This window comes from Streptomyces sp. NPDC005898 (assembly GCF_040629635.1).
GTDB lineage: Bacteria > Actinomycetota > Actinomycetes > Streptomycetales > Streptomycetaceae > Streptomyces.
In genome coordinates this window covers 22,093-34,141 of sequence record NZ_JBEXWC010000044.1, presented here as the reverse complement: position 1 = coordinate 34,141, position 12,049 = coordinate 22,093, and the positions used below count along the sequence as shown (strand labels likewise).

Genomic DNA, 12,049 nt, shown 5'->3' with positions numbered 1-12,049 from the left:
CGGATTTCCCGAGGGCCGGGGCTGGAACTTCGACGAGCTGTACGGGTCGGACCCCGACGCGGCGGGCACCAGCTACGCGCACGAAGGCGGATTCGCGCCGGGTCGGGGGGCCGCCGCCCGGGCGATGTCGTTCGCGGCCTGCCCGGGAGCGGCTCCGGCCTCCCCGGCGGCTCGGTCCGGCGCCGCTCGGTCCGGCGCCTCGGGAACAATGTCGCGCCGTCCGGAGCCGGTCGCCACTCGGACCGGACGGGGCGCGGGAGGAGCGGGCCGGGCCGCCGTGCGATCGGGCCCGCCGGAAATTCGTACGACCTCGCCCGTGGGGCGCCGTACGCTCCCCGCATGCAGCCCCAGGACCTCGCCCCGGCCCCCGGCCCGGGCTCCGGCAGGGACGCGGATCTGGCCCTGGTCCGCGACCACACCGTCTACGCCTGCGTGATGGGCTCGCGGGCCTTCGGTCTGGCCACGGAGGGCAGCGACACCGACCGCAGGGGCGTCTTCCAGGCCCCGACCGCGCTGTTCTGGCGCTTCGAGAAGCCGCCCACGCACCTCGACGGGCCCGCCGACGAGCAGTTCAGCTGGGAGCTCGAACGCTTCTGTGAACTCGCGCTGCGCGCCAATCCGAACATCCTGGAGTGCCTGCACTCCCCGCACGTCGAACACGTCACGGACACCGGCCGCGAGCTGCTGGCGCTGCGCGAGGCGTTCCTCTCCCGCCGGGTCCACGACACCTTCACCGGCTACGCGCTCGGCCAGCGCAAGAAGCTGGAGGCGGACATCCGGCTCCACGGCGCCCCCCGCTGGAAGCACGCCATGCACCTGCTGCGGCTGCTGACGTCCTGCCGCGACCTGCTGCGCACCGGCCGGCTGACGATCGACGTCGGTGACCAGCGGGAGCCGCTCCTCGCGGTCAAGCGCGGCGAGGTGCCCTGGAGCGAGGTCGAGGCGTGGATGGGCCGCCTCACGGAGCAGGCGCGGGAGGCGGCCCGGCACAGCCCCCTGCCGGCCGAACCGGACCGGGAGCGGGTCGCGGACTTCCTCGTGCGCGCCCGGCGGGCCTCGGCCCTGGACGCCTGAGGGCGCCCGCTCAGGCGTCCCAGAGCGCCCCGAACGCCAGCAGCTCGTCGCGGTGCTCGACGCGTTCGACCCAGTCGGCGGGCCAGGCGTCGGCGCCGAGGTGGGCGCCCGCGAAGGCCCCGGCCAGGCAGGCCACGGAGTCCGAGTCGCCCGAGGTGCAGGCGGCCCTGCGCAGCGCGGTGACCGGCTCGTCGACGAACATCAGGAAACACAGCAGCCCGGTGGCCAGGGCCTCCTCGGCGATCCAGCCCGCGCCGGTGGCCAGGCAGGGGTCGGTCTCCGGGTTGGCGGTTCGCAGCGCGCCCGCCAGCCGTTCGAGGACGGCCAGGCACTCGTCCCAGCCGTGGGCGATGAACCGCTCCGGCGAGGACGCCCGCGAGCGGTTCCACAGGTCGCCGAGCCACGCCTGCCGGTAGTGGGTGCGGTTCTCCAGCGCGTACGAGCGCAACAGGCCGACCAGGCCCATCGGCTCCGTGCCCCGGGCCAGCAGGCGCACCGCGTACGCCGTCAGGTCGCTCGCGGCGAGCGCGGTGGGGTGGCCGTGGGTGAGCGCGGACTGGAGCTGCGCGGCACCGGCCCGCACCTCGTCGTCGAGGCCGGGCAGGAGGCCGAGCGGCGCGACGCGCATGTTGGCCCCGCAGCCCTTGGAGTGCGTCTGGCTGGCGTCGCGCCAGGCCCGCTCCTCGTCGGCGAGCAGTTCACAGGCCCGGATGCAGGTGGTGCCCGGGGCACGGTTGTTGTCCGGGGACTCGTTCCAGGCGACGAACTCCCGGCGGGCGAGCAGCGCGAACCGCTCCGGTCCGCACAGGCCGCGTGCGGCGGCGGCCTCAAGGGCGCGGGCGAGCGCGAGGGTCATCTGCGTGTCGTCGGTGATGAAGGCCGGCTTCGGCAGCTCCATGTCCCGCCATGGGCCGCACTTGGCGAGGATCGACGGTACGTCGTTGAACTCGGCGGGGAAGCCGAGCGCGTCCCCGAGGGCGAGGCCGAGCAGCGTTCCGGTGGCGGCGCGCTTCATGAGGGCTGTCCTTCCGGGGCGGGGCGCAGCAGGGGCGGGTGAAGGGCGGTGGCGGTGCCCGCGCGGTAGAGCGCGGCGGGCTTGCCGCGTCCGCCGGTCAGCCGCGCGGCACCGGGGACCGCCTCGACGAGGCCGGCGGTGCCGACGACCTTGCGCCGGAAGTTGGCGGGGTCCAGCTCGGCGCCCCACACCGCCTCGTAGACCTGCCGCAGCTCGCCGAGGGTGAACTCGGGCGGGCAGAAGGCGGTGGCGAGGCCCGTGTACTCCAGCTTGGCGCCGACGCGTTCGTGGGCGTCGGCGAGGATCCGGTCGTGGTCGAAGGCGAGCGGTCGGTAGGCGGCCGGGTGGTACGGCAGCCAGGCGGCGCGGGCCGCGTCGCCGCCCCCGCGCACCTGGGGCGGGTCGGCGACGAGCGCCGCGAAGGCCACGGAGACGACGCGCATGCGCGGATCGCGGTCCGGGGCGCTGTAGGTGCGCACCTGCTCCAGATGCAGTCCCCCGACGTCCGCGAGGCCCGTCTCCTCGGCCAGTTCGCGCTGCGCCGCGCTCTCCGCGGACTCGTCGGGCAGCAGGAAGCCGCCGGGCAGCGCCCAGCGCCCCGCGTAGGGCTCCTCGCCGCGTTCGACGAGCAGGACGTGCAGCGCGCCCTCGCGGATGGTGAACACCGCGAGGTCCACGGTGACGGCGAACGGCTCGAAGGCGTACTTGTCGTAGGTCTCGGACACGGACATGCCCGCCCACCCCCTTTATGGTCACCAGGACTATAAAGGGGGTGGGCGGGCGGTCACAAGCCCCGGACGGGGGTGAAGGCCTAGAGGTCGACTTCCTTCATCAGCATGCCGACCTCCGTGTTCGAAAGGCGCCGCAGCCAGCCCGACTTCTGGTCGCCCAGAGTGATCGGCCCGAAGGCGACCCGCACCAGCTTGTCCACGGGGAAGCCCGCCTCGGCGAGCATGCGCCGCACGATGTGCTTGCGGCCCTCGTGCAGGGTGACCTCGACCAGGTAGTTCTTGCCGGTCTGCTCGACGACGCGGAAGTGGTCCGCGCGGGCGTACCCGTCCTCAAGCTGGATGCCGTCCTTGAGCTGCTTGCCCAGGTCACGCGGGATGGGGCCCACGATGTGCGCGAGGTAGACCTTCTTCACGCCGTACTTGGGGTGGGTCAGGCGGTGCGCCAGCTCGCCGTGGTTGGTGAGCAGGATGACGCCCTCGGTCTCGGTGTCGAGCCGCCCCACGTGGAACAGCCGCGTCTCACGGTTGGTCACGTAGTCGCCGAGGCACTGCCGGCCCTCGGTGTCCTCCATGGTGGAGACGACACCGGCGGGCTTGTTCAGCGCGAAGAACTGGTACGACTGCGTGGCCACCGTCAGGCCGTCGACCTTGATCTCGTCCCGCTCGGGGTCGACGCGCAGCCCCTGCTCCAGGACGATCTCGCCGTTGACCTCGACGCGGGCCTCGTCGACCAGCTCCTCGCAGGCGCGGCGCGAGCCGTAGCCCGCGCGGGCCAGGACCTTCTGCAGGCGCTCGCCCTCCTGCTCGGCGCCCGGGAAGGTCTTGGGGAGGTTCACCTTGGGCTTGTCCGCGTACCGCTCGCGGTTGCGCTCCTCCTGGCGGGTGTCGAACTCCCGCGAGGTCGCGGGGGCCGGGCGCCGGCTGCCGCGGGCGCCGGTGCCCTGGGAGGTGCGGGGGCCGCCCTTGGCGCCACCGCGCGCGGCCGCGCCGCGGCCCTTGCGCGCCCCGGCGCCGAAGACCGCGTCGGAGCCGCCCACGTCGTAGCGGCGCTCCTCGGGGCGCGGCTTGCTCGGCCGGCTCGGCTTGTCGTCGCGCCTGTCGTCCCGCTTGTCGCCCGGCTTGCCGCCCTGCTTGGGCCCCTGCCGGTCGTCGCGGCCGTTACCGGCACCCCGGTAATTGCCGCGGCCACCGCTGCTGCCACGGCCGCCGCTGTTGCCACCACGGCTCCCGCCGTTGTTTCCGCTGCTGTTCCTGCCGTTGCTGCTTCGCATCAAAGTTCCGTTTAGTCGGCTGTGTCCTGGGTGTACTCGTACCCCGGCGCATCGGGTGCGTCCGGGTCGAACGACGGAACGCCTTCCTGGGTCTCGGCCTCGATCGCGTCCGCCTCGGGGAGGAAGGGCGCGAGCTCCGGAAGCTCGTCCAGGCCACGCAGGCCCATCCGCTCCAGAAAGTAGTTCGTCGTCCTGTACAGGATCGCACCTGTTTCGGGTTCCGCGCCCGCCTCCTGGACCAGACCCCTCTGGAGAAGGGTGCGCATCACGCCGTCGCAGTTCACCCCGCGCACCGCGGAGACCCTGGAACGGCTGACCGGCTGGCGGTACGCGACGACCGCGAGGGTCTCCAGGGCGGCCTGGGTGAGCCGCGCCTGCTGCCCGTCGAGCACGAAGCCCTCCACGGCGGCGGCGTACTCCGGACGCGTGTAGAACCGCCAGCCGCCGGCGACGAGCCGCAGCTCGAAGCCGCGCCGCTGCGCGGTGTACTCGTCGGCGAGCGCCCGCAGCGCGTCCGCCACCTCGCGCCGGGGCCGCTGGAGGATCTTCGCCAGATGCTCCTCGGTGGCCGGCTCGTCGACGACCATCAGGACGGCTTCCAGCGCCGGCCGCAGCTCCAGCTCCGCGACGGCGCCGGCCAGGTCGCCCGCGGGGTGCTCGCTCACGCCTTCTCCTCCATCGGCTCGGGGGCCCGGTCGAACTCGTCGGTCACGGTCGGCTCCTCGGCGCTGTCACCGCCGGTCCAGCGCACCATCAGCTCCTCCAGGGGGTCCTCCTGGTCCAGGGCGACGACCTTCTCGCGGTACAGCTCCAAGAGGGCCAGGAAACGCGCGACGACGGTCAGGGTGTCCCCCGCGTCCGCCACGAGGACCTGGAATTCCATCTCCCCCCGCTCCCGCAGCCGGGCGACCACCAGAGCGGCCTGCTCCCGCACGGAGACCAGCGGGGCGTGAATGTGGTCGACGTACACCTGCGGCTCGGCACGCGGCTGCATCGCCCGCACGGCGAGCTTGGCGAAGCCCTGTGCCCCGATGCTGATGACGACTTCCGGGAGCAGCTCGGCATGGTGCGGCTCGAGGCCGACGGTACGCGGATAGCGGCGGCCCTCGGCGGCGAGCCGCTCGGTGAAGATGTCCGCGATCTGCTTGTACGCGCGGTACTGGAGCAGCCGCGCGAAGAGCAGGTCCCGCGCTTCCAGCAGCGCCAGGTCGGCCTCGTCCTCGACCTCGGCGGCGGGCAGCAGCCGCGCGGCCTTCAGGTCCAGGAGCGTGGCGGCGACGACGAGGAACTCGGTCGTCTGATCGAGGTCCCAGTCAGGCCCCATGGCCCGGATGTGCGCCATGAACTCGTCGGTCACCTGGGACAGCGCGACCTCGGTCACGTCCAGCTTGTGCCGGGAGATCAACTGGAGCAGCAGATCGAAGGGGCCTTCGAAGTTCGCCAGCCGGACCTTGAAGCGGCCGTCATCGGGCTCGGCGGACGGCTCCGCACCGGACGGCGCAAGCTCGGCGGACTCCGGTTCGAAAGACTCCGGCTCCGCGGCGGGACCCGGCTCCGCCTCCGCGGGCGGCTCCCCGGGCCCCCGCTCCAGGGGGCGCCGACGGGCGGGCGGTGCGGGGTCGTCGTTCGTGGCCATCAGGCGGGAACGCTACCCCTACCGCCCGCGCAACCGTCGTACGAGAATGCTCGCGTCCCCCCGCGACTCCAGGTCGGCGAGGACGACGGCGACGGCCTCGCGCACGATCCGCCCGCGGTCGACCGCGAGCCCGTGCTCCCCGCGCAGCACCAGCCGCGCGTGTTCGAGGTCCATCAGCTCCTCGGCGGAGACGTACACCGTGATCTTCTCGTCGTGCCGCTCGCGGCCGCTCGGGCGCCGGTTGGCCGCCCGTGCCCGGCGCCGCGCCTGCGCGCTCGACGAGCCCCCGGACTTGCCGCCCTGGGCGGCAGAACCTTCCTGCGCCCCTGCCGGGCGGCGCCCCGCGCCCTTGTCGGCGTCGTTCGCGGAGCGGCTGCGGGACTCGGCCCCGTACTCCGCGTCCGTGGCCGCGTGTTCGGCCGCCTCACCGCTGTCGGCGCGCGCCGTCCCGTCGGCCGTGGCGGCACTCTCGTCGCTCTCGCCCGCCGGGGCGGGCACTCTCGCCTCGCCGTTCGCCGGGCGCCGCGGGGAGGACGCCTGAAGGGCCGTCCCCCCGGTCGTACGGAACAGTTCGTCGGCCCCGGGCAGACTCACTCGGCGTGACACCGGGCGAGCACCTCCCTGGCGAGCTGACGATAGGCGGCGGCGCCGACCGAGTTGGAGGCGTACGTGGTGATCGGCTCGCCGGCGACCGTGGTCTCCGGGAAGCGGACCGTGCGCCCGATGACCGTGTGGTAGACGTGGTCGTCGAAGGCCTCGACCACGCGCGCGAGCACCTCACGGCTGTGCACCGTGCGGGAGTCGTACATGGTCGCGAGGATGCCGTCGAGCTCCAGCTCGGGGTTGAGCCGCTCCTGGACCTTCTCGATGGTCTCCGTCAGCAGGGCTACGCCGCGCAGCGCGAAGAACTCGCACTCCAGCGGCACGATCACCTTGTGCGCCGCCGTCAGGGCGTTCACGGTGAGCAGGCCGAGCGAGGGTTGACAGTCGATCACGATGTAGTCGTAGTCCTGCATCAGCGGCTTGAGCGCCCGCTGGAGCGTGGACTCGCGCGCGACCTCGCTGACCAACTGCACCTCGGCGGCCGACAGGTCGATGTTGCTGGGCAGCAGGTCCATGTTGGGGACCGCCGTCTTCAGGAGCACCTCGTCGGCGGACATGCCGCGCTCCATGAGGAGGTTGTAGACCGTCAGGTCCAGCTCCATCGGGTTCACCCCGAGACCCACGGAGAGGGCGCCCTGCGGGTCGAAGTCGACGAGCAGGACCCGGCGCCCGTACTCCGCGAGGGCGGCGCCCAGGTTGATGGTCGACGTCGTCTTGCCGACGCCGCCCTTCTGGTTGCACATCGCGATGATCTTGGCCGGACCGTGGTCGGTCAACGGCCCGGGGATCGGGAAGTACGGCAGCGGGCGCCCCGTGGGGCCGATGCGCTCGCGGCGCTGGCGGGCCGCGTCGGGCGCGAGCGTGGCCGCGTACTCCGGATCGGGCTCGTACTCGGCGTCGGGGTCGTAGAAGTGCCCCTGGGGCAGTTCCTCGTAGTCGGCGAGGTGGGTGTGGGTGTTATCGCCACTCCGGTCGCCGGCCATGGCGTTCACGTGATGGCCATCCATGCTCTGGGGTGCTGACTGTGTCGGCTGGGGGCTCTGCCGGGCTTCGAAGGTTCGGACAGCGACGGAGCCGACGGCCTGGAGCCCGACGGGTCCTTGGCCCCGCACAGAGGTTCCTGGTTGACCACCCCCGGGAGCAAATGTCGACTCATTCACAAGTCGTCTTACCTCCTTGGTGACCAGGAAACTTCTCGATAGGTCAGCGTGGCACCATGCCGACGGTTGGCGACTCTATGGCGTGTCACCGCTCCGCAGCAACACAATCCGCCGGACCGGACCCGATGTGTCGGCAAAGAGACACCTCGATGTCAAGGGCATGCGGCTTGCCCGCGGCACGTTTCTCGGCGGGGCGAATCGGTTAAAGGGTTACGTTCAAGGCGAGTTGACCGGGTCGCCACCGATACGCGTACGGCCGGACCCCTCTCAAGGTCCGGCCGCTGGCGTGAGATTGACGACTTTCGTTGACGCGGGGCGCGCGTGTCAGCCGAGGAGGGACTCCAGCTCGACGTGGTCGAGCCCGTGGGCCTCGGCGACCTCCTTGTAAACGACCTTGCCGTCATGGGTGTTGAGACCCAGGGCCAGCGCCGGGTCGCGGCGCAGGGCCTCGACCCAGCCGCGGTTGGCCAGTTCGACGATGTACGGCATCGTCGCGTTGGTCAGCGCGTAGGTGGAGGTGTTGGGGACCGCGCCGGGCATGTTGGCGACGCAGTAGAAGACCGAGTTGTGCACCGGGAAGGTCGGCTCGGCGTGCGTGGTCGGGTGCGAGTCCTCGAAGCAGCCGCCCTGGTCGATCGCGATGTCGACAAGGACACTTCCGGGCTTCATGCGCGAGACCAGCTCGTTGGTGACGAGCTTCGGGGCCTTGGCGCCCGGGATCAGCACGGCGCCGATGACGAGGTCGGCCTCCAGGCAGGCCTTCTCCAGTTCGAAGGCGTTGGAGATGACCGTCTGGATCTTCGTGCCGAAGATCTTGTCGGCTTCCTTGAGCTTGTTGATGTCCCGGTCGAGCAGGGTGACGTGGAAGCCCATGCCGATGGCGATCTGCGCGGCGTTCCAGCCGGAGACGCCGCCGCCGATGACGACCGCCTTGCCCGCGGCCACACCCGGGACGCCGCCCGGCAGGACGCCGCGGCCGCCGTTGGCGGCCATCAGCTGGTAGGCGCCGACCTGCGGGGCGAGACGGCCCGCGACCTCGGACATCGGGGCCAGCAGCGGCAGGGCGCGGTTCGCGGTCTCGACGGTCTCGTACGCGATGGCGGTCGTGCCCGACTCCAGGAGCGCGTCCGTGCACTCCCTGGACGCGGCCAGGTGGAGGTAGGTGAAGAGGGTCTGGTCCTTGCGGAGGCGGTGGTATTCCTCCGCGATGGGCTCCTTGACCTTCAGGAGCAGGTCGGCGGCGGCCCAGACCTCGTCGGCGGTGTCCAGGATCTGGGCTCCGGCCGAGACGTACTCCTCGTCCGTGATCGAGGAGCCGACGCCGGCGTTCCGCTCGATGACGACCTGGTGGCCGTGGCGCACCAGCTCGTGCACGCCGGCGGGGGTGATGGCCACCCGGAACTCGTTGTTCTTGACCTCGCGGGGGATGCCGACCTTCATCGTCGATCACGGTCCTTGGCTCAGGGGATTTCTCGGGCAATGCAACGCAGACCGGTGCACACGAGGGCGCAACGGGGGACACCACGAATGTACGCGGCGGAGCCAGTCTAATGAAGGATTTCTCGCTGTCTAGCCTTTCAATACTTCAATCCTCTGCGGATGCACTGCGGATTTCGTAGGCGGAAGACGGTGCTCCACCGTTCGATTCAAATCCGGCGGCCGTCAGGTACTCCTCTCCCAGCATGCGCTCGGCGGCCCCTCGGTGCAGCCGGGCGGCGGTCGGGTCGCCGAGCCGGTCCAGGGTGTCGGCGAGGCGCAGCTGCAGAGCCGCCTGGAGGCGTACGTCCTGCGCGTGCCGCGCCCATTCGACGGCTTCCTGGCAGGTGCGCAGCGACTCCTCGGGCCGGCCGGCGTACTCCTGCACGCGGGCCATCTCGCTCAACGCCCGTGCCTGGGCGGCCACATCGCCGTTCTTGCGGTGGCCCGTGACCGCCGAACTCCAGTTGCGCAGCGCCTCGCCGTAGCGTCCCGCGTAGGTGTGCACGGCGCCGATGCGGCCGTAGAGGCGGGCGGCGTCGGCGCGCTCGCCGCGGGCCAGGCGCTGGGCCAGCGCCCTGCCGAACCAGTCGGAGGCCCGGGAGAAGTCCCCCAGCTCCTGATAGGCGCCGCCTACGGATTCCATCGCGCGGCCGGTGGCGTAGAAGTCGCCCGCCGCGCGTCCCGCGTCCAGAGCGGCCCGGTAGCGCGCGAGCGCCTCGCGCGTGCGGCCGGTCTGCGCGTCGATGTCCGCGAGGTTCAGCAGCGCGGCGGCCTTCTCGCGGGGCAGGTCGCGCCGCTCGGCCACGTCCAGGACCAGCTGGTGGATGCCCCACAGCCGTGGGGCGGCCGCCTGGGTGCCCCGGTGGGCGACGAGGGCCCGCGTGAGGGCTGCCATCAGGCGCCGGGCGAGGGTGTCGAGGTCCCCGTCGGCCACCGCGAGGCGGGCGGCGGCGAGCAGCGCGGGCTCGCGGACCGTCAGCCACTCCTCGGCGGCGCCGGGACCTTCGAAACGCAGGGCGCGCGGCATGCCCGCGAGCTTTTTGCGGGCGGCGGAGGCGTCCGGCTCGGTGACCGCCCGGCAGGACTGGAGCAGCCGTACGGTCCGCTCCAGCATCCGGGCGCGGGCCAGTTGCAGCTCGGCCGGGCGGTCCTGGGTCTCGGTGAGGGCCTTGAGCAGCGGCACCAGGCAGCCGGGCACCTCGTACTGCGGCACTGCGGACCCCACGCGGCGCACGAGGCCGAGGGCGGCGAAGTCGTCCAGGGCGGCCTTGGCGCCGGAGACCGAGCAGCCGGCGAGCGCGGACGCGGTGTGCGGGTCGACGTGGCCGGAGGGGGCGAGGGAGAGCAGGCGCAGGACCCGTGCGGAGGGGCCGGAGAGCGAGGCGTAGGTGTGCCGGAAGACGCGGGCCAGCGGTGAACCCTCGTCGGGCAGGTCGTGCACCCGCTTGGCGAGATCGGCGAGGGCCGCCTTGGGCCGCACGGACAGCCAGCCGCCGGCCAGGACGAGGGCCGCGGGGTGGGCCGCGCAGGCCTCCACGAGGGATTCCGCCGAGCCCGGGTCGACGGTGATGCGCACGGGTCCCGCGGCGCGGGCCAGCAGGTGCACGGCGGCCGCCTTGTCCAGCCCGCCGAGGGTGCACGGCCGTACGTCGGGGATGCCGGTGAGCGGGCCCTCGGAGACGGCGACGACCAGGCACTCGGGGGTGTCGGGGAGCAGCGGGTCGACCTGTTCGGCGTCCACCGCGTCGTCGAGGAGCAGCAGGGCCCTGCGGTCCTTGAGGGTGTCCCGCAGCAGGGCGCAGAGGTCGTCCGCGTGGGCGCCGGGCGGTGCGGGGACGGCGAGGGCGTCGAGGAGGTCGCGGGCGGTGCGTTCCGTGGGCACCCGCTCGCCGTCGGGCTCCATGAGGCGGGCCCGCAGCACGCCGTCGGGGTAGTCGCCGGTGACCCGGCGCACGAGTTCCTCGGCGAGCGAGGTGCGGCCGGAGCCGGGGCGGCCGGCGATGAGCAGCACGCGGGCGCGGGGCGCCTTGCGGCCCGAGAGGGTGTCGAGGCCCGCCCGGTCGATGTCCGCGCGGAGTTCCTTCAACTCCCGGCTCCGGCCGACGAACTGATCACTTGTCGGCTCCGGGGCGGCGGCGGGCGAGGGCACCGCGCCACCCGCCGCCGTACCGTCGGTGTCGACCGCCTGATCCGTCACGGGCCACGCTCCCGTCCGCCTGCGCACGAACCCGCCGGGACTTCGGGCGGGACGCTTTCAGAGCCTAGTTCAGGGCTCGCGGCCCTCCTGGCCAGGCGGCGCGCACAAGTCCCCCGATCGGATCAACAGATCGTCATACCGGTGAGGCCGATCGTGCCCGAACCCTGGCGGTCAGGCCTCGAAGGGGCGCGCGGGCCAGGGCGCATCGGCCGGGCGCAGGGCGTCGACCCCGTCGCCCCGCAGGGCCGCGTACAGCGAGAGGACGCCCACGACCAGGCAGTTGTTGTGCAGCTCACCGGCGTGCACCGCGCGGACCAGCTCGTCCAGCGGTACGCGGGTCAGCTCCATGTCGGCCTCCTCCTCGAAGACCTCGAAGCGCTCGCCCTCGGCCTCGGCGATGTCGCGGGCGAGGAAGATGCGCACGGCCTCGTCACAGCCGCCGGGCGAGGTGTAGACGTCGGTCAGGACACGCCAGTCCTCGGCCTTGACGTGCGCCTCTTCGTAGAGTTCGCGCTGGGCGGCGTGCAGGGGGTTCTCGCCGGGGACGTCGAGCAGGCCCGCGGGGATCTCCCAGAGCTTGTGGCGCACGGGGTGGCGGTACTGGCGGATCACCAGGACGCGGCCCTCCTCGTCGAGCGCGAGGACGGCCACCGAGCCCGGGTGGACCTGGTAGTCGCGGCGGACGACGGAGCCGTCGGGCATGAGCACGTCGTCGGTGCGCACGGAGGTCTTGTTCCCGACGAAGGGGGTGGCCGTGGCCGTGACCTGCCACTCCTCGGCGGTGTCCTTGATCGTCATGTCGCCCTGTCCTCCCACGCGTGCAAACGAAAACCGGGGCACGCGCCGCAAAAGGCGCGCACCCCGGCCACCGTATCGCCCCGGT

General features: G+C 72.6%; 11 protein-coding genes. 1 reads left to right on the top strand and 10 read right to left on the bottom strand.

The genetic code is table 11. The features are described 5' to 3' along the window. Positions 1-339 precede the first annotated feature (339 nt). Positions 340-1,074 (top strand): nucleotidyltransferase domain-containing protein, encoded by a 735-nt coding sequence (locus tag ABZ385_RS32585; RefSeq protein ID WP_358587741.1) that lies wholly within the window; start codon positions 340-342, stop codon positions 1,072-1,074. A 10-nt stretch (positions 1,075-1,084) separates the two neighbouring features. Here ABZ385_RS32585 and ABZ385_RS32580 read toward each other — a convergent pair whose 3' ends face one another. From ABZ385_RS32580 to ABZ385_RS32535, 10 genes are all read right to left on the bottom strand, one after another. Beyond that, positions 1,085-2,089, bottom strand: coding sequence for an ADP-ribosylglycohydrolase family protein (locus tag ABZ385_RS32580; RefSeq protein ID WP_358914133.1), 1,005 nt, complete (start codon positions 2,087-2,089; stop codon positions 1,085-1,087). Next, a complete protein-coding gene (locus ABZ385_RS32575; protein WP_358914132.1) occupies positions 2,086-2,820 on the bottom strand; it encodes an NUDIX domain-containing protein in 735 nt (244 codons plus the stop codon). Before ABZ385_RS32575 ends, ABZ385_RS32580 begins: the two co-directional genes overlap by 4 nt. 80 nt (positions 2,821-2,900) lie before the next feature. Further along, on the bottom strand, positions 2,901-4,091 hold the full coding sequence (locus ABZ385_RS32570) for a pseudouridine synthase (RefSeq protein ID WP_358587749.1): 1,191 nt from the start codon (positions 4,089-4,091) through the stop codon (positions 2,901-2,903). 11 nt (positions 4,092-4,102) lie between these two features. Then, positions 4,103-4,678 (bottom strand): SMC-Scp complex subunit ScpB, encoded by a 576-nt coding sequence (scpB, locus tag ABZ385_RS32565; protein ID WP_358587769.1) that lies wholly within the window; start codon positions 4,676-4,678, stop codon positions 4,103-4,105. Between the two features lie 74 nt (positions 4,679-4,752). Beyond that, on the bottom strand, positions 4,753-5,727 hold the full coding sequence (locus ABZ385_RS32560) for a segregation/condensation protein A (RefSeq protein WP_358914131.1): 975 nt from the start codon (positions 5,725-5,727) through the stop codon (positions 4,753-4,755). Between the two features lie 18 nt (positions 5,728-5,745). Further along, positions 5,746-6,333 (bottom strand): hypothetical protein, encoded by a 588-nt coding sequence (locus ABZ385_RS32555; RefSeq protein WP_358914130.1) that lies wholly within the window; start codon positions 6,331-6,333, stop codon positions 5,746-5,748. Then, complete coding sequence (locus ABZ385_RS32550) at positions 6,318-7,490, bottom strand: ParA family protein (protein WP_358587756.1); 1,173 nt, start codon at positions 7,488-7,490, stop codon at positions 6,318-6,320. Before ABZ385_RS32550 ends, ABZ385_RS32555 begins: the two co-directional genes overlap by 16 nt. A gap of 324 nt (positions 7,491-7,814) precedes the next feature. Next, the gene (gene ald, locus ABZ385_RS32545; RefSeq protein ID WP_358587758.1) at positions 7,815-8,930 is read right to left on the bottom strand and encodes an alanine dehydrogenase; all 1,116 of its coding nucleotides are present in this window, start codon (positions 8,928-8,930) and stop codon (positions 7,815-7,817) included. A gap of 145 nt (positions 8,931-9,075) precedes the next feature. Next, the gene (locus ABZ385_RS32540) at positions 9,076-11,118 is read right to left on the bottom strand and encodes a tetratricopeptide repeat protein (protein ID WP_358587771.1); all 2,043 of its coding nucleotides are present in this window, start codon (positions 11,116-11,118) and stop codon (positions 9,076-9,078) included. A 219-nt stretch (positions 11,119-11,337) separates the two neighbouring features. After that, positions 11,338-11,964 carry an NUDIX hydrolase gene (locus ABZ385_RS32535; protein ID WP_358587760.1) on the bottom strand — a complete coding sequence of 209 codons (627 nt, stop codon included), beginning with the start codon at positions 11,962-11,964 and terminating at the stop codon, positions 11,338-11,340. Positions 11,965-12,049 lie beyond the last annotated feature (85 nt).